A 20,288-nucleotide genomic window follows, 5' to 3' on the forward strand; every position below is an offset into this window, starting at 1 on the left:
TTCTTTTTCAGCTGATTCATATTAAGGAGAGGAATCTCTTTTTAATACGATCAATATGCAGGAACAAAGGATCAGGTATTTATTGCAGCAACGCCTGTCGGGCGCCGCCACCACTGAAGAAGAGGCCGCCTTGTATGCCTTGCTGGAAGATGACGGCAACCGGGATCTGTTCATGGATGCGCTGACAGAGCTGATGTGGGAGTCTCCTGCGGGGGAAGCCGGGAAGGATACGGATGTATGGCTGCAGGAAGTCATCACAGCGGATAAATCAATCTCAGTTCCCGGATCACCGCGTTTACGCAGGCTGCAGGGCTATAGCGGGCTGCTGGCCGCTGCTGTGCTGACGGGCATATTGTTCATCACCGGCTGGTGGTGGTTACGCCATGCTGCCTCAGTGCCCGGGCAGGCATTGCCCGTTGCCCAGCGCTACAGGAACGATGTGGCCCCCGGCAGTAACCGGGCTACGCTGACGCTGGCGGACGGCTCACAGATACCGCTGGACGATGCAATACCCGATACGCTGGCCAGGCAGGGAAATACGCATATTATCAAAACACGGCAGGGCAGCGTTGTATACAAAGCGGGTGGTACTGCCGCCGCCGTTGCCTGGAATACCCTCACTACGCCCCGCGGAGGGCAGTATCAGCTGACGCTGCCCGATGGCTCCGTTGCATGGCTGAATGCAGCCAGCTCCCTGCGGTTTCCGGCGGTATTCACCGGAAACAGGCGCGTGGTGGAACTCAGCGGCGAAGGGTATTTCGAAATAGCGCCGCATCCGCAGCAACCCTTCTTTGTAAAAGTTAACCAGACGGAAATAGCTGTACTGGGAACACAGTTTAACGTGATGGCCTATACGAACGAGCCGGCGATGGCGGTAACCCTGCTGGAAGGTGCGGTGAATGTGAGCCACCACGGCACGGTGAAAAAGCTGCTGCCAGGCCAGCAGGCTGCCATCAGCCAGGATCAGATCAGCGTTGCCGCCGCAGACGCTGCAGGGGCCGTAGCCTGGAAAAACGGCTACTTTATATTTGAGCAGGCGGATGTGGTAACGGTCATGCGACAGCTGGAACGCTGGTATGACATCGAAGTGGTATACGAAGGGAAGCCTTCTGCCATGCGCTTCGGAGGAGGTATGCAGCGCAACCTGCCGCTTTCGGCCGTACTTAAAATACTGGAAAAGAATCAACTGCAGTTTACGATAGAAGGACGCAGGATTACTGTTTTAAAGTAATTCATGGAACCTGATTATTAACATTAAAAACCAACCGTTATCTGATGTAAGCAAAACCAGCAAATGCCGCCATTAAAAAACCAGTGATGGGCAAACATCACTGGTTACAGGCAATAAACTTTTAGTGTAAACTCATTTTATCACCGAAATCAAAGGTATGATTTTAATCGCTTTGTTACAAAACAAGGAGCGGGATACGCATGCCATCACGCGCCAGTCACATCTTTATCACCACCGTCACAGAGAGCATCACCACCAATGCAGATCTTATACGCCGGTTAACACCGGCACAATGAAAAAAAATAATCATCCAACCAAAATTTGGAGGGTCATGAAGTTATCTGCTCTACTATTAATGACCGGCCTGTTGCAGGTCAGCGCCAAAGGTTCCGCCCAGCGGATTACCATGGCTGTCAGAAATACACCGTTATCAACGGTATTCAATAACATCCACCGGCAGACAGGGTACATCGTTTTCTTTAATTATGATGCCCTGCAGCATACCCGCCCGGTTACGCTGGACGTGCGCAACGCTACCATACAGGAGCTGCTGCATGCCTCGCTGATGGGGCAGGACCTGGAATACGTCATCGAGGATAAAACCATTACGGTAACCCGTATGATCTCCAGGATGCCTGCAGTGCCCACCCAGCCAGCGGTTCCGACGCCTGTCATTATCACGGGCCGCATCACGGATGAAAACGGCGTGCCGCTGCCCGGTGTATCGGTAGTCGTCAAAGGTACCACCAAAGGAGCGCTCACCAACAGCAACGGAGAGTACAGCGTTGCGGTGAAAGATGAAAATGCGGTGCTGACGTTTTCCTATGTCGGATACGACAGACAGGAACTGGTAGTGGGTAAAAGCGGCGTTATCAGCCTGCAGCTGAAACTGTCCAACAATAAACTCTCCGGTATTGATGTCATCAACACAGGCTACCAGACGATCTCCAGGGAAAGAGCCACCGGTTCCTTCTCGGTAATTGATCCCTATCGCCTGCGGAGTAAACTGAAACCGGATATTAAATCCGCACTGGAAGGGCAGGCCACCGGCGTTGTGCTCACCAAGGAAGGTAACGTGGAAATACGCGGTGTATCCACCCTGTTGGGAACCAGCGCCAGCGCCCCGCTGCTGGTAATAGACGGCTATCCTACCAACGCAGGGCTGGAATCCCTGAACATCGATAACATCGAATCCATCACCGTGCTCAAAGATGCGGTGGCGGCCTCGATCTACGGTGCGCGCTCTTCCAACGGCGTAATTGTCATCGCTACCAGGCAAGGCAGGAAAGGCGCGCTGCAGGTAGAATACAAAGGCTCTACGGGCATCACGCTGAAACCTGAGCTGAAATACCTGAACCGCTCTTCTTCCGCCGACTATGTTGATGCCGAGATAGAACTCTACAACCAGGACCCTAACAGCTTCCTGACGGACTACAATAACTACTACAGCACTTCCCGTGTCAACTACCTGCTCATCGCCAAATCACAGGGCTGGATGAATGAAAAGGATGTCAATACGGAACTGGAAGCCCTGAAGAAAAACGACGGCCTGGCACAGCTGGAGAAATACTACTTCAGAAACCAGTTCACCCAGCAGCACAATATCTCCCTGACGGGAGGAGGGGAGAAGAACCTGCTGAATGCAGCGGTGCGTTATATCTCCAATCAGAATAATACTATTGCCAACTCAGACAACCGCCTCATCTTCGATGTGAAGAACGACTGGCAACCCCGCAAGGGCGTGAACCTGCGGCTGTTCTCCAACGTGAACTACGCCACGTCGGTAGCGCCTATGAGGTCCTGGAACACCATGCTCGCCTATACCAACACTTCCCTGATTCAGCCTTATACGCTGATAGCAGATCCGGTTACCGGCGAGCCTTTGAGAGTGCCCACCAAAAACCAGAAGAAGGAAGACCGATATGCCGCTATCCCGGGACTGAAGCCGCTGTACTATAATCCGCTGGCTGAACTGCCGCTGGAACTGACAACCGGTAAAACGCTGCAGGTAAGGCTGGGTGGCAGTATCAACATAAAACTGCTGGAAGGACTTAACATAGAAGCCGGCGGAACCTGGAGCCGCGGAGATCTCGTGAGTAAGTCACTGCAGGATAAGTCAACCTATACGGTCCGCTCTTATTACAATGACAACACCTCCATCTCCAACCGTTCCAAACATTACCTGCCCGATGGCGCTATTGTCAACGAGTCCCGCAATTTCAACCAGAGCTATATGTTCCGTACGCAGCTGAACTTCAACCGTACCATCGGCAGAAAGCACCGTGTTACTTCCATTGCCGGAAATGAAATCAGCCGCAATACGGTGGATAACAATACGCTGCCTACCCGCTTCGGCTATAATGACCTGGCCGGTACGTTTGCTACCTTCAACTATGCAGATTATAACGCAGGGGTGTATAATGCAGATATGCTCGGCACCAGCAGGCCCGCTGCCAGCATCGGGAACTATGCCTACCAGGATAACCGCTTTGTTTCCTGGTATGCCAACGGCTCCTATGAATATGATTACCGCTTTATCCTGAGCGGCAGCATACGCCTGGACCAGACCAACTTCTTCGGTACAGATCCCCGCTACCGCTATAAACCGTTATGGTCTGCCGGCGGTACCTATAAACTGGCACAGGAGAAATTCTTCCGGGTACGGGCTATCGACCGGCTGGACCTGCGCGCCTCCTATGGCATCAACGGCAACATTTCCCTCAATTCAGGGCCTTTCCTCATTATTACACCAGGCAGCTTCAGCAATTATACCGGAGATGTTTCCTACGGCATCACTTCTCCGCCCAACAATTCCCTGCGATGGGAAAAAACCAAAAGCACCAACATCGGTGCAGACCTCTCGCTGCTGAACAGGCGTATCAATGTAACGCTGGACTATTACCTGCGCAGCAGCAGCGACCTGCTGGCCTCGGATGCCATTGATCCTACCCGCGGCTTCAGTTCGCTGACGAAGAATACAGGAGAAGTGAGAAACAGGGGATATGAAATTTCTGTCAACGCAGACGTGGTACGCAGTACCGGCCTTGTCTGGAATACCTTTCTCAACTTCAGTTACAACGATAACAAGGTAGTGGCCTATAACGTCACTTACCAGTATCCTTCTTCCGTTACCTCCGGCGCTATCAAGCGGGCCGGCGATCCTGTGGATGCGCTGTACAGCTACCGCTTTGCAGGACTGGACAATAACGGCGTAGCGCAGTTTTATACCGCGAAGGGAGAGAAAGCCGGCGGTGGTAATGTGAATATAAACGACCTGGTATACAGTGGCACGCTGCGCCCCAAATATGCTATCAGCTGGATGAACTCCTTCCGGGTAAAAGGTTTTGACCTTTCCTTCATGCTGATTGCCAAAATGGGTAATGTACTCAGAAGGGATGCCTTCAGCGGATCCAATATCCTGAACAAACATGTTGCGGAAAGATGGAGAAAACCAGGAGATGAAGCCGGCACCATCTATCCTAAACTCAGCAGCTGGAATATGGATATGTTTTATTTCCCGTATTCAGATATACTGGTGGAAAGCGCCAGCTATATGAAGCTCCGGGATGTTACGCTCACCTACGATATTCATCCGCGCCTGCTGAAACAGATAGGGCTTAATAATGCCAGGGTTTACTTCCAGTCCAGGAATCTGTTTATGATTACTGCCAACAGCGACAGGCGGGATCCTGAAATTTCGGAACTGAATACCGGCGGTACGGGCGCCTTTACGGAACAGGGCTTCACCTCCCTGCCGCTGCGGCCGGAGTTCTACGTTGGCTTATCCTTCAGTCTTTAATCTCAAATTCACCACATCATGAATCCGTATATACGATTACTTACCCTGGGAGCGCTTTTTACCGCAGTAAGTTCCTGCAGTAAATTCCTCGATGTAAAACCGAAAGGGAAGCTGATTCCGTCGGAAGTAGCAGATTTCGATCATCTGCTCGATAACAGCAATATTGCACAATGGGTATTCCTGGATAATAACAGCGGATGTAACCTCGGATACCTGACAGATAACCTGTATCTCTCAGATGGTATCGGTAACGTAAACTATAAGGGCAACAATCATCCGAACATAGACCGTTACTGGGCTTATGTTTTCCGGCAGCCTTACAAGAACCCCGCTACCTCCGACTACTTCTGGGACTGGGGTACTTACCGCTCCATGGCATACTTCAACAATGTGATAGAAGGTGTACGCGGTATACCGCAACTGAGCCCGGAAGATCAGCAATACGCCCGGCGTGTGATAGCGCAGGCGCGTGTTAACAGAGCCTGGTCCTATTTCATTACCACCCTGGTGTACGGGCCGGTGTATAAGCCCGGTACTCCCAATGATACCCGCACCATTCCCTATGTTACCAGCGCGGATGTAGGTGCTGCGATGCCGGATCTATCCACGCAGGCGCAGGTTTTCAGTCAGGTAGCGAACGATGTATATGCTGCGCTGCCGGATGTTCCGGAGGTAACCAACTGGCCTTCGCGGCCCACAAAGGTGGCGGCGCAGACCCTGCTGGCCTATTACCACCTGTTTACCCAGCGGTATGACAGCGTGGTATACTATGCCAACCTGGCCTGGACGGCCGCCAGCGCCGGCGGCACAGACAAGCTGATATATGATTATAATACCTTCTCGTGGACAGACAACACCAACGTCATTAACAGTACGATCAAAGCGCCGGATAATTTTTTGTCTGCCGCAAACAGCAGGGAGCATATCTTCTACCGGAATACAGATGGCGGCGCCGGCCGATCCTCCATATCTTATCCGTCGCCGGAAGTGATTGCCCTGTTTGATCAGCAGCGGGATCTGCGCTTTAAATATTTCTTCCTGACAGCGCCCGGCTATAAAACCGTGTACAATGGGGTTACGTACGATGACGGTAACCGCATACAATATTACCGGGGTTCCAAAACCACGATGACAGCAGGTTTTAGCTATCCTGAACTGTTGCTGATGCGTGCAGAGGGCTATGCGCGCACGAATCAGCTGGCTGCCGCCATCAGTGACTTAAATACGTTACGGAAGTACCGTTATGTGACAGGAACACCTTTACTGTCGGGAGGTACGCAGGATGAAGTCATTCAGCAGGTGCTGGACGAAAGACGGCGCGAGCTGCCGCTGGGCGGTTTCAAGCGCTTCCTGGATCTGAAGCGCCTCTGCCTGGATGCGGGCAAACCCTGGGCCAAAGCCACCGTGCGGCATCAGCTGGGAAATACGTTCTATGAGGGCCGCGTGGATTCCAGAGATTTTATACTTACCATTTCCAATGTCATTTTAAAATTCAATCCGCAGTGGAATATACCGCTGGACGGAAGACCTTTTTAACACAGTAAACAAATGCATATGAAACACATTGTTATGGCTTTGCTGGCGGCTATGCCAGCTACGCTGCTGGCACAGGAAAGCAGCTTTGTGCTGAAAGGCAGAATCGGCAGTCTGAATGCACCGGCGAAACTGTTTTTATATTACCGCGCCAACGGGCAGTCCGTCAGCGATTCCGCCACCCTGCAGCAAGGTGTATTTGCATTCAAAGGCAACATCACCGATCCGCTGTCAGCCACGCTGATATTGCGTCATACCGAACCAGGCGCGATGCGATCCTTTAAGTCGGACATGCTGCGGATATACCTGGAGAAGGGCACTATTACCCTGAACAGTGCGGACTCCGTATCTAAAGCGGTCATAAAAGGTTCGCGGCTGAACGACGATCAGCAGCGCCTGCAGGCCCTCCTGAAAGATACGCGCGCACAGCAGGACGCATTAACCGCAGCATATATTGCCGCCAGCGAGGAAACCCGTAAATCGGCGGACTTCAGCAAGGTCATGGAAGAGAAGAATTCGGCTATCAGGAAAGAAGAAAAGCTGCAATACCGGTCTTTCATTCAGCAAAACCCGAAATCGCAGGTAAGCCTGGATGCCCTGCAATCCTTTGCGGGTGGCATACCCGATAATGTAGCAGATATCGAAACGCTTTTCAACGGCCTTTCATCCGCAGTAAAAGACAGCAAAAGAGGTAAAGAGGTAGCCGCTACCATCGATGGCTGGAAGAAGACAGCCGTAGGCGCGATAGCGCCTGCATTCACCCAGAACGATACACTGGGCAGGCCGGTGAGCCTCAGCGACTTCCGTGGCAAATACGTACTGATTGATTTCTGGGCCAGCTGGTGTGGCCCGTGCCGTGCAGAAAATCCGCATGTAGTAGCCGCTTTCAACAAATTCAAAGACAAGCCCTTCACCATTCTCGGCGTATCCCTGGATCAGGCCAACGGCCGCGATGCCTGGCTGAAAGCCATCCACACAGACAACCTCACCTGGACCCACGTGTCCGACCTGAAATACTGGGAAAATGAAGTAGCCCGGCTATACGGTGTCCGCGCCGTTCCGCAGAACTTCCTGGTGGACCCCGAAGGGAAGATTATAGCGAAGAATCTGAGAGGAGATAAGTTGGAGGAGAAGCTGAAGGAAGTTGTGAAATAGGTTAATTACAAATTACGAATTGCGAATTACGAATGTAAAAGCGAAGACCGAAGCAGATACTTAATAGTATATCGCTTCGGTCTTCGCTTTTATCTTCTCGTCTGCATTCGTAATTCGTAATTCGCAATTCGTAATTTAAGATTTATGCAAACGTTTGAATTTTCCATTCATTTTTCCCTATATTTGATCTGAACAGATAAAGTGAACAATGCCTGCCGGTTGCATCTGCAACAGATTTTGTGTCTGTAATATCTATGACCCTTTACGCCTGTAACCTGTAATCATCAGAAATAATCATCCTGTTACCAAAAATTCTACGTATGCACATGAACGTTACAAAGCTCTGTATGTTGTGCTGCCTGATCTGGGTGGGCAGCTGTTATAGTGTTATGGCTGCTTTCCGGGGGAAGGCAGACAGTATCCCTACCGTGAATGATTCCATTATGAACAATATCCGGCAGCTGCAGTGGGCAGGTGTGAAGGATACGGCGGCGCTGAGGAGTGTGGTGGACGGGCTGCTGGCAACCATGCAGCCGGATGGATCCTGGAGTGATATTAATTACGCCGGCAGGGATCAGACGAACTGGCAACCCGTGACTCACCTGGACCGGCTCCGGCAGATGGCGCTGGCATATACGAAGACCGGTAATTACTACTATCAGCGCGGGGCGCTGCAGCAACGTATTGCAGACGGGCTGACATACTGGTATAATGCGCATCCCACCAGCACCAACTGGTGGTATCAGCAGATTGCCTGCCCGCAACGGGTGGGAGTGATATTAATATTAATGCGTGCCGGCGCGGTACCGCTGCCGGCTACTGTCGGCAGTCAGCTGTTGTCACGGATGGCAACAGAAGGCGGGCGGCCCGACCAGCCCGGATCGCAGGGCTCTGGCGCGAATAAGCTGGATATAGCCACCCACTGGATTTACAGAGGATCCCTTACGGCCGACAGCGCCGTACTGGCCTTCGGGGTAGCGCAGGCATATTACCCGATTTTTATGACTACCGGAGAAGGACTGCAATATGACCTTGCCTATAAACAACACGGCATGCAGCTGTACATCGGCGGCTACGGCAGCGTGTTCCTCAGCGGTGAAGTGAATGTAGCCCTGTTCACCGCCGGCACCACCTATGCGCTGGCCGGCAGCCGCCTGGATCTGCTCAGCCGTTTCATCCGCGAAACCTATTTCAAAACCATCCGGGGAAAATATATGCACTTCGATGTGCTGGGACGAGGCGTCAGCAGATCCAACGCCCTCAGCCAGGGCGGGCTGGCAGGGCTTGCCGCTAACATGAAAATACTCGACCCCGCGAATGCCGGCGCCTATGATGCCGCCATCAGCCGGGTGAATGAAACTCAGCCCGCATCCTATGGCGTTGCCGCAGGACATACCCACTATCACAGTGCCGACTATACGTTGCATACCCGCCCCGCCTACAGCGTGGATGTAAGAACCGTATCTTCCCGCACCCTGCGTAATGAAAACGGCAACGGTGAAAACCTGAAAGGCTATTTCCTGGCAGATGGCGCCACTCATATCACCACTGCCGGTAATGAATACTTCAACATCTTTCCGGTATGGGACTGGGCGCGGATTCCGGGTGTAACAGCGCCGCTGGTAACCACCATTCCACTGCCGGCAGCCTGGGGTACCTACGGTACATCCACTTTCACCGGCGGTGTGTCCGACAGCCTGTACGGCGTTTCTACCTATGCCTATACAGATAATGGCTTCAACATTAACACCACTGCCAGAAAATCATGGTTCTTCTTTGAAGAAGAAGTAGTATGCCTGGGCGCAGGTATCAGCTCTACCCATGCACAGCCGGTGAATACCACGCTGGACCAGTCCCTGCTGAACGGGCCGGTGACAGTAGCTTCCGGCGGAACGGTGCAGACAGTCACCGGTGGTCAGTATACCTATAACGGTACCCAGCAGTGGATACTGCATAACGGTACCGGTTATACGTTTCCGCAGGGAGGCAAAGCCGTTTTATCCGCTGCTGTGCAGACAGGCTCCTGGAAATCCATTAACAGCAGCGAGGCAGCCGATACGGTAAGCCGGGCGGTGTTCAAACTCTGGCTGGACCACGGGGTACAACCTGTCAATAACAGCTACGCCTATACGATAGTTCCCGGAAAGGATGCCGCAGGTATGGCTGCCTACAATGCCGCACAGGTGCAGATTGCAGCCAATACAGATTCCGTGCAGGCGGTGTACCATGCCGGGCTTGACCTATGGGGGCTGGTATTTTTCAGGCCCGCCACCTTCCGGCACGATTCCATCACCATACAGGCCGATGCGGGCTGTGTGTTACTGCTGAAGCATATCGGCACGCCGCAGGTGACCGTACATGCCGCTGATCCTTCGCAGGCAAAACGCCAGCTGACGCTCCGGCTGAAACTGCCTGCCATCACAGGAGAGAAGGCGCTGGTATGCCAGCTGCCGGTATCGCCATACGCCGGCGCTACGGTCAGGTATACAGTGGATCATAACACGCCCGGCTATACGCCGCCGGCGCCCGTATATACCCGTTCGCTGTTTCCGGTAGCAGACGCCTATGTGAATGATGGCAGCAGTGCGGCAGTCAACTACGGCGCAGCTACCGGCCTGGTCATCAAAAAGGATAATGCCTCCTATAACCGGGAAGTATTCCTGAAATTTGATGTCAGCCAGCTGGATACCGCTCAGATAGAAAAAGCAACGCTGGAGCTGAAGGTGAAGTCAGCCAACACTTCCATCACCACTACCACGTGGCAGACAAAATTCGTTTCAGATAACAGCTGGCAGGAGATGAGTATCAACTGGAACAATCGTCCGGCTTCCGCGGGCATACTGGATACTTTTCCCGGCAGCCCCGCAGGCACAACGGCCGTATTTAATATTACCGGTCAGCTGAAAGCCAGCGCCGGCAGCAACAGCGGGCTGTTGTCCCTGCACGTGGTGTCAACGCTTCGCGGCGATGCCAAAACAGATGCAGCGTTTCACTCGCGCGAGACAGCTGACAGCGCGCTGCGTCCCCGGCTGGTGATTTACCTGAAAGCACCGGCTGCCGCCAATGCCCGCAGTATGGCCGCCATGCAGCCGGACATGAAAATGGCAGTCAATAAAAGCGGCGCGCCGGAAGTCATGCCTAATCCCACTTCGCACAACGTATACATCCGGAGCAACAGAACGGAGCTGATGATACTGACGGATAACCGCGGACAGGAGCAGCGCCGGGTGCAGGTAACAGCCGGCTCCCGGCATCAGCTGGATGTAAGTGCTTTGCCGCCCGGCGTATATTATCTGCGGGGCAGCATCAGCCGGACGGTGCAACGGCTGCTGATAGTGAGATAATATATGAAAGCGGGCAGGCTTGCCGTGATGAGCAGGAATATTTGTAAATTCGGTATCCAAACAAGCCTGTCCGCATATGAAAATAGCTACCTACAATGTGAATGGTGTGAACAGCCGCCTGCCGGTATTACTTCGCTGGTTAGCGGAAACAGCGCCGGATGTGGCGTGCCTGCAGGAACTAAAGGCGCCGCAGGAAAAGTTTCCGGAGCAGGCCATCCGCGATGCGGGTTATGACGTCTGCTGGCATGGACAGAAAAGCTGGAACGGCGTAGCCATGTTGTCAAAGGCCGGACCTATAAAGGAAGTCAGGCGCGCATTGCCCGGTGATCCGGAAGATGTGAACAGCCGTTACCTGGAAGCAGAAGTGAATGGCATGCTGATAGGCTGCCTCTATCTCCCTAATGGCAACCCTGCACCAGGGCCGAAGTTCGATTATAAACTCAGCTGGTTTAAGCGCCTGACGGATCATGCGGCCGCTTTGCTGGCGCAGCAGATACCTGTGGTACTGACCGGTGATTATAATGTGATGCCTGCCGAACTGGATGTGTATAAGCCGGAGCGCTGGGTAGACGATGCACTGTTCCGTCCGGAAACAAGGGCTGCCTTCCACCAGCTGGTAGCGCAGGGTTGGACAGACGCTATCCGTACGCTTTATCCGGATCAGAAAATATATACCTTCTGGGATTATTTCCGTAACGCCTACGGCCGCGATGCCGGACTGCGTATAGATCATTTCCTGCTCAGCCCCCAGGTGGCCCCCCGCCTCACTGCGGGCGGCGTTGACCGCCACGTACGCGGCTGGGAAAAATCCAGCGACCACGCACCCGTATGGATCGAACTGAAAAAATAAAAGCAAAAACATCTCCCGTTATCTTCATATAAATCTCCGCCCGCATCTCCGCGGCAATCTCCCTGTATATCTTTATATAAATCTCCGCCCACATCTCCGCTGCATTTCAAATAACCAAATCTCAAATAACCAAATCTCAAATAATTTGATTTTTAAAAAGTTTGTGATACTTTAGCGCGGCTAAACCAGCCGTGTTCAACTATTGCGAGTAAGGGGATATACTTTATCTGATGAAGGGCAGCCAATATAATGAGAGGGAGATTATTGCCCGTATTGCCGATGGGGATGAATCAGCGTTTGCTGATTTCTTCCGGCAACATTACCGGAAAATTTATGAAGTAGGACTGATGCTCACACAAACTACATCTGTAGCGGAGGAGCTGGTTCAGGATGTGTTCATGAAAGTATGGATGCAGAAGCAGGTATTGCCTGAGATCAACGACGTACCTTCCTGGTTGTTTATTATTGCCCGCAACGATGCCTTCAGGGCGCTGCGGAAAAGTCTGCGCCTGAAAACGGTGCTGGCAGGGCTGGATGATATGCCCGATGTTTCCAATGAAACCACCGATGAAATTATCTACCGTAATTATCATGAACTGGTAAATAAGGCCGTGAGCCACCTGCCTGCGCGGCAGCAGATGGCGTGGCGCCTCAGCCGGGAGCAAGGGTTGAACCGCGAGGAAATAGCTGCCAGGATGCAGATCCGGCCGGATACTGTCAAAGAGCACCTGCAGCTGGCTATCAAAAATATCCGCCAGTTCCTGCAAACACAGGACCCGCTTATATTAGGAGCAGAAATTATTTTCGTCTGGAGTCTTCACTCCCTGAACTAAAATTTTTTTTTCAGACACCCCCCCACATCTTTCCCGACAGGTATCTTCATTTATAGCGGGATCATCACACCAGCCATTTTCTCCCGTAAACAAGCATGATGACGAACCAAAATCGATTGGAATATTTATTCAGCAGGTATACTGCCGGTATAGCTACACCGGAGGAGATCGCTGAATTCAGCCGGCTGGCGATACAGCCGGAACAGGAAGCAGCTATCAAAGAGCAGATTGCGCATTTGCTGCATCAGGCAGCGGGGGAGGCGGTGATGCCTGAAAGCGTGATTCAGTCTACTTTACAACATATTACCGGGCAACCGCAGAAGTCCGGGTTGCGCCTGTCAGCTGTTCGCTGGTGGGCTGCCGCCGCCGCCGTACTGGTGCTGCTGGGAGCGGGGCTGTATTTTTTCATTCCCCGCAATACTACTGTTGTGCTGACAGATAAAGCGCCGGGTGGCGACAGGGCTGTGCTGACGCTGGCTGATGGCACCCGTATCCAGCTCGACAGCAACGGCCGTCAGGAAATCAGGCAGGGCGCCACCGCCATCCGGCAGGCTGGCGGCGGATTGCAATATGTGGCCGCACATACCCCTGCCATGATGGAATATAATGTGCTGACAACGCCGCGGGGCGGGCAGTTCAGGATTGTGTTGCCCGATGGTACCGGCGTGTGGCTGAATACCGCCTCTTCCCTTCGTTATCCCACCGCGTTTACGGGGGCAGACAGAACAGTGGAGCTGCAGGGAGAAGCCTATTTTGAAGTGGCCGCCAACGCCGGCCAGCCGTTTCATGTTATCACCGACCATCAGGATATACAGGTGCTGGGCACACATTTTAACGTAAATGCCTATACGAACGAAATACAGACAATAACCACTTTATTGGAAGGCCGTGTAAAAGTAAGCGTACCGGGTAGCAGTAATGCCGTGGTGCTGCAACCGGGGCAGCAGGCCGCAGTACTGAACCGCAGCGGAGAACAGCCGGTATCAGTAACCGCAGGCGCACTCCCGGATGTAACCGCCTGGAAGAATGGCATCTTCTTTTTTGATAATGCCAGCCTGGAAGCAGTCATGCGTATCATAGCACGGTGGTACGATACAGATATACAGTATGAAGGAACGCCGGATATTCATTATACCGGACAAATCAGCAGAAATCAGCCATTATCGAAAGTGATTACTATGCTGGAACAAACAGGCAGCGCGCGCTTCAGGCTTGTCAGAACAGGAGCGGGCGATCATGCGAAGGATGCTATCGTAGTATTAAAACAGTAACGGGAGAGGAGGACCGTTCAGTCAGTAACAATAAAAATTAATTCAACAGATTATTCTGACCAGATCAACCATGTAAAAAAAACCGGAAACGTTGGCGCGTTCCCGGTAACGTACGGATCAACCAGCCTGGTAAGACTTGCAATCAGCGCCAGGCATGGATAATGATTTTTTGCGAAAACCACCATCGTAAATCCAAGCAACGAAGATATGAGAGAATCTTTATACTCCCAAGGGGGATCGGCCCCCTGTGGTATAACATTAACAGCAACCAAATCGCCGGTAGCTCCCACCACCAGCCATGGCTACCGGAGGTATCTTAAAAAACTGATACTAATGACCAAATTAACAGGAGTCCTGCTGGTCATATGTCTGCAGGTAAGCGCCAGGGTATTTTCCCAGAAGGTGACACTGTCAGAACATAATGCGGCTGTACAGCAGGTATTCACCAACATCCGGCAACAAACAGGATATATGTTCCTGTACAGCAACGAGACGATGAAAAATACGCATCCGGTGAATGTACGCCTGACAGATGTACCGCTCAGGGAAGCACTGGACCGTATTACTATCAACCAGCCTATTACCTACAGTATTGAAGAGAACAATACTATTCTGATCAAACCGAAGACCGTCACCGCTGAAGTGGTAACAGCGCCGCCGGCAGCGCTCAGCGGCACTGTTACCGACAGTAAGGGACAACCCCTGATTGGCGTTACCGTGGTGGTGAAAGGCACCACCATCGGCGCCATCACCAATGAACAGGGTATCTGGCACCTGACCATCCCTGATAATACGGTGCCGCTCATATTTTCCTTTATCGGCTACCGCAGCCATGAAGAAAAAATTAATGGACGCACCACTATCCATGTAGTGCTGCAGCAGGAAGACAGAAGTATGGGAGAAGTAGTGGTGACCGGCTACCAGAAAGTAGAACGCAGGTCGCTGACCTCCTCCATCACTTCCATCAAAACTGAAAACCTGAAAACCATCAACCAGCCTAACATAGATAAGCTGCTGCAGGGACAGGTACCCGGTATGGTGGTGATGAGCACTTCCGGCGCACCCGGCGCGGTGCCGCAGATACGTATCCGCGGTACGTCCACGCTGAGCGGCAACACGCAGCCCTTATGGGTGGTAGACGGTATCATCCTGGACGATCCTATCAGCGCATCTGTGGACGATATCATGACTAACCGCAACCTGATCGCCTCCGGTATCGGCGGTATCAACGTAGAAGATATTGAATCCATCAACGTACTGAAAGACGCCGCCGCCACCGCCATCTATGGTACCAGGGCCGCCAACGGCGTAATTGTGCTCACCTCCAAGAAAGGTCAGGCCGGCAAAACACGTATTAACTTCAGCAGCTTCGTTACCGCCGCCATGCGCCCCCGCATAGAGGACGCCTATATGATGAACTCGAAGGAGAGAGTCGGCGTAAACCTGGAAATGATGCGCCGCGGCGTACTCGGTGCAACATCGCCTAAAACCGGCGACTATGGCACTGCTACCGATTTTGAACGCGCACTGGTAGATGTACACGATCATAAAATATCCTGGGCCGACTTTGAAAAGAAAGTCAACCAGCTGGAACAGGTAAACACCGACTGGTTTGAATACCTGTTCCGCAATTCCATTACACACCGGCAGAACATCAACATCTCCGGCGGTAATGAGAAAACCACTTTCTACCTCTCCGGCAGCTATATGGACGAGCAGGCCACCGCGATGAAGACAGGCATGAAAACATACACCGGCTCACTGAAAGTGTATACCAAACTGTTTCCTACCCTGCGGCTTGGCGGTATGCTGGATGTGAACAGGCGCGATAACAAGAGCTTCTTTGCCACCGACTCACGGGAAAACCCCTACGAATGGGCCATATATACCACGCGCGCCCAGAACGCATATAACGAGGCCGGGAATTATAATCATCTCTACTACGGAGGATTGAAATATAACTTTATCGAAAACAGGGACTACGGATGGCGCAACTCCGGCAGCTTCGGTATCAGAGGTACTGTAGACCTGGAATGGAAGCCGCTGAACAGCCTTATCTTCAGCAGCCTGTTCTCCTTCGCCAACCAGAATACCACCGATGTAGACATCGCTACAGAAAACAGCTATTTTGTAAAAAGAAGACAGCAGGATGTTATCACCGTTATCGACTATACAGCTGTAAACCTGTGGGAACAGGGCGGTTACCGCAAAGGCAAGAACACCAACAACAACTCCATCACCTTCCGTAACCAGGTGTCCTGGATGCCAGTCATCAATGCCAGTCACCGCTTCGATGTAATGGCCGGTCAGGAAGTCAGAACCACTAGATATACGGATGAAGCAACAGAGATCTACGGGTATGTACATGAACGCGGACAACAGCAGATACCGCAGTTTGCCCTGATGCAGAAAATGGGGCTTCCCTACTGGAGAGGTAACCTGAACCAGACCGCCGCCGTATCTTATTTCGGTGTTACCGGCTATACCTTTAAAAACAGGTATACGGTGAGCTTCAACGCCCGTACAGATGGCTCCAACCGTTTCGGTCTGAAAACCAACCAGCTGTTCCAGCCGTTATGGGCTGTAGGACTGAACTATCAGCTGAAGGAAGAAAACTTCTTTGCCAACAAGGACTGGCTCAGCTACCTGACGCTGCGCGCTTCCTATGGCAGCCAGGGAAATGTGGCTTCACAGGCGTATTCCAACCTGGTGGCAAGTATCGGTAAACCGGATCTGGCGAATAAGGATAATTACCTGCAGATCACCGCACCGATGAACCCCAACCTGAAATGGGAGAAAAACTATACTACCAACGTAGCACTGGAACTGGGATTGTGGAAACGCCGCTTCGTAGCTACCATCGAATACTACAATAAGAAAGGCATGGACCTGCTGGGCAGCAAACGCGTATCGCAGGTGTCAGGTTTCAGCACCATTCAGGTAAACTGGGCTTCCATGAAGAACACCGGACTGGAAGTATCTTTCAGTACCATCAATATCGATAATAAGAATTTCCGCTGGTCTACCAACCTCAATGCCGGCTACAACAAGAACGTAGTACTGGATGTGTATTCACTGCCGACCGTGGATTTGCTCACCAATGCGCAGCGTTCCGACTTTGCCTCTGCAGCGGTAGTAGGCAAGCCTATCAACGGCCTGTGGTCATACCGCTTCGCGGGCCTCGATAAAAGCGGACGCGCTACCTTCTACAACGAGAAGCCGGGTAAGACCGTCTACAGTGGTATGCGTTCGCTCGACGGGCTGGAATATTCCGGTACTACCATGCCGATTGTACAGGCAGGTTTCACGAATACCATCTCCTATAAAAAATTCACTTTATCCGCTTTATTCATCGGCAGCTTCGGGAACGTGATCCGTTTGCGTAACCTGTCGCAGGGATATGTCTTCAACTTCCCGGAACCAACGCAGAATATGTCCGCCGAATGGGTGAACAGGTGGCAGTATCCGGGTGATGAAACAAGCACCAACGTGCCGGTACTGGAACCGGAGAGCAATGTTCCTGGTCTTTCCGACGCCATGCCGTACAATGCGCAGATGTATGATAACAGTGACCTGAGAACCGTGAAGGGCGACTTCGTTCGTTTGCAGAACCTGTCGCTGAGCTATGATCTGTACAACGCCGCGCTGCGTAAAAAAGGTATTCAGAATATACGTTTCATGCTGCAGGGCAACAACCTGCATGTATGGAAGAACAGCGCGCTCAAAGGGCAGGATCCCGAAGCCACCGGCTCTATGATGAAATACGGTGACACCAACCGCGCGAATGTTTCCTTCGGTAACACCTTCCTGCCATTGCCGCGTTCCTATTCTTTCTCCTTTTCCTTACAGTTCTAAACAGATGCCATCATGAAATATAAATACCTGACACCTGTGTTGCTGATGATAGCTGTACTGACAGGCAGCTGCAACAAACTACTGGATATAAAGCCGGTCAACAGTATGATGCCGGTCAGCATAGCCGATTATGAATCGGTACTGCTGGGCGGATATCCGCGGACTGATTTTTTCATGCGGACAGAAATGATGACGGACAACGTATATGCGAACCTCGGCACCACGTATACAGCTCCCCGAGATCAGGAGCTGTGGTTCACCTGGGCGCCCTACAAGCAGCTGCCCGGCGTGGAAGATGATCCCTGCTGGGGACAGCTGTATTCGTCCATCTTTTACGCCAATACCGTACTGGATGAATTCAGCAGCCGTACGCCTGCAAAGGATGAACAGGAATTGTTTGAAACCGTGAAAGGAGAAGCCTATGCACTGCGCGCGTTCTCTTACTTTTACCTGGTTAACTTTTATGCAGAGCCATACAGCGAAGCCACGCGTACCGCACATGGCGTGCCTATGCCGCTGACAGCCAAGGATGTACACCAGCACACGCAACAGAATGTGCGGGAACCGCTGGAAAAAGTATACCGGCAGATTATTGCGGATATGGACCAGGCAGCGTCGCTGCTGGCTGGAAAGAAGAGCCGCAGCAAATTCCGGTTTGATGCGAGCGCCCTGCAGCTGCTGCGTGCCCGCGTATACCTTTTCATGGGAGAAAATGAAAAGGCGGTAGCCGCAGCTTCCGACGTGATTACCACCAAGCCGCTCTCTGATATGAATACGCTGCAGGCGCACATCGATGCCGCCAAAAGCGATGTCAGCTCCTTCTCCGGCAACTTCGGCGTTATTGACGGAGATTATAAAAATGAAGTACTGTTTTATATGGGCGGTACTGCCAATACAAACATCTTCCACTATCCGCAGTATATGTTCAAGCCAACACAGGAGCTGCTGAACCTGACGCTGCGCCAGGATAGTACCAGCGACTACCGTCGTTACATCTTCTCCTCTTTTTATGCCCTGAATACTGCCGATGGCGTAAGTGTGGGCCCCACCGTGTATTACATGTATGCGCGGCAGGAGAACCCTTCCTATTACATCGGGCTGAAAGTAAGCGAGGCGTATGTTATCCGTGCAGAAGCCAATATCAAACTGAAACAGCCGGCCAAAGCCATTACCGACCTTAACAACCTGCTGGTACGCCGCATGAAGAAAGGACGTTTCACGCCATTGCAGGCGGGCGATTTTGCGGATGATGCCGCGCTGATGCGCCGCGTACTGGAGGAGCGCAGGGTGGAGCTGGCATTTGAAGGTGGTATGCGCTGGATGGACCTGCGCCGCCTCGGTAAGCCTGCACTGACGCATGTTTACAAGAACGGACAGGTGTATGAGCTGAAACAGGGCGATCCCCGTTACCTGCTGCAGATACCGATGTCAGAACAGAATAACAGTCCTGATATGCCGCTTAATCCTTTCTGATTCTAATCTAAAACCAACAACATGAAAGCAAGATATTTTTCCTGGTTATTACTGGCGGCCGTCAGCCTGAGCAGCTGCAGCAAGGAAGATAACCCCGGTTTCACACCGGATCTGGGCATAGCAAAAAAGTATATGCCTCCGGCAGATGCGCCGGCAGAAATAAAAGCCATGTATGAACACTACGGCGTGTGGATGCGCATGGATTTTAACGACTGGAAAGAAGTGACCAACGGGGTGCTGGCTACCGATCCTATCAACCGCTGGGGCGTAGGCAAGATAGAGCCGGCATATCGCAGCAGCGCTACCATATATGCGCAAACGCTGCTGTCGCAGGTGACGGAAACATTCGCCAAACGCTTCTTCCCGCTGGAATTATTTTTCGTTAAATCCTACAGCGGCAGTTTCTGGAAAAAGGATATTACCACCATCGGCCGCAGCCGGCTTATCATCTGCTGGCCCAACGAAATGTACGGCGCACTGCCTGTCACCGATCCGGAGCGCCATTACTTTATGGATACCGTACTGACACGCAGGGTATGGCAGGAGCTGGGTGGTCAGATCGCCGGCAGAATGGAACAGCCGATTACAGCATTTGTGCTGGGCGGAAAGGCATACGACAACGGAGAAGCCTATGATAAAATTCTGAAACAGTACCAGCAGGACGGCGACCAGGTGGCCCGTGATGCTGCCAATGCTGAACTGGCGCGCAACGGAGGCTATATCTCAGCCAACGGTTCACGGAGTTTTGAAAGCGACTTCCCTGACTGGCTCTCCCTGATTGCCACCGAGTCGTATGAAAATATCAAGGTAAAGTACCTGGATAACAGCCCTGCCAGGGCCAGGAAGTATGAAGTCATCATCCGTCATTTCAACAGCTACGGATGGGATATTCAGAAAATAGGCAATGAATACAGACAGAAAACAGGTAACTGATTCATATATCA

General features: G+C 52.2%; 11 protein-coding genes. All 11 read left to right on the top strand.

Annotated features, from left to right (window positions below):
- Positions 1–55: 55 nt before the first annotated feature.
- Positions 56–1,231, top strand: a complete 1,176-nt coding sequence (locus GWG06_RS10115) for a FecR family protein (protein WP_160713006.1) — start codon at positions 56–58, stop codon at positions 1,229–1,231.
- 331 nt (positions 1,232–1,562) lie between these two features.
- The gene (locus tag GWG06_RS10120) at positions 1,563–5,030 is read left to right on the top strand and encodes a SusC/RagA family TonB-linked outer membrane protein (RefSeq protein WP_160713008.1); all 3,468 of its coding nucleotides are present in this window, start codon (positions 1,563–1,565) and stop codon (positions 5,028–5,030) included.
- An 18-nt stretch (positions 5,031–5,048) separates the two neighbouring features.
- Positions 5,049–6,566, top strand: coding sequence for a RagB/SusD family nutrient uptake outer membrane protein (locus tag GWG06_RS10125; RefSeq protein WP_160713010.1), 1,518 nt, complete (start codon positions 5,049–5,051; stop codon positions 6,564–6,566).
- 18 nt (positions 6,567–6,584) lie between these two features.
- Positions 6,585–7,718, top strand: a complete 1,134-nt coding sequence (locus GWG06_RS10130) for a TlpA disulfide reductase family protein (protein WP_160713012.1) — start codon at positions 6,585–6,587, stop codon at positions 7,716–7,718.
- Between the two features lie 326 nt (positions 7,719–8,044).
- Entirely contained in the window at positions 8,045–11,062 is a 3,018-nt protein-coding gene (locus GWG06_RS10135; RefSeq protein ID WP_160713014.1) for a polysaccharide lyase family 8 super-sandwich domain-containing protein, read from the top strand.
- A gap of 76 nt (positions 11,063–11,138) precedes the next feature.
- Entirely contained in the window at positions 11,139–11,912 is a 774-nt protein-coding gene (gene xth / locus GWG06_RS10140) for an exodeoxyribonuclease III (RefSeq protein ID WP_160713016.1), read from the top strand.
- Between the two features lie 230 nt (positions 11,913–12,142).
- On the top strand, positions 12,143–12,745 hold the full coding sequence (locus tag GWG06_RS10145) for an RNA polymerase sigma factor (protein WP_127035407.1): 603 nt from the start codon (positions 12,143–12,145) through the stop codon (positions 12,743–12,745).
- Positions 12,746–12,861: 116 nt separating this feature from the next.
- Positions 12,862–14,016 (top strand): FecR family protein, encoded by a 1,155-nt coding sequence (locus GWG06_RS10150; RefSeq protein WP_160713018.1) that lies wholly within the window; start codon positions 12,862–12,864, stop codon positions 14,014–14,016.
- Between the two features lie 333 nt (positions 14,017–14,349).
- Positions 14,350–17,871, top strand: a complete 3,522-nt coding sequence (locus GWG06_RS10155) for a SusC/RagA family TonB-linked outer membrane protein (protein WP_160713020.1) — start codon at positions 14,350–14,352, stop codon at positions 17,869–17,871.
- Positions 17,872–17,883: 12 nt separating this feature from the next.
- Positions 17,884–19,344, top strand: coding sequence for a RagB/SusD family nutrient uptake outer membrane protein (locus GWG06_RS10160; RefSeq protein ID WP_160713022.1), 1,461 nt, complete (start codon positions 17,884–17,886; stop codon positions 19,342–19,344).
- Between the two features lie 21 nt (positions 19,345–19,365).
- Positions 19,366–20,277, top strand: coding sequence for a hypothetical protein (locus GWG06_RS10165; RefSeq protein ID WP_160713023.1), 912 nt, complete (start codon positions 19,366–19,368; stop codon positions 20,275–20,277).
- Positions 20,278–20,288 lie beyond the last annotated feature (11 nt).

Source organism: Chitinophaga solisilvae, assembly GCF_009928525.1.
Classification (GTDB): domain Bacteria; phylum Bacteroidota; class Bacteroidia; order Chitinophagales; family Chitinophagaceae; genus Chitinophaga; species Chitinophaga solisilvae.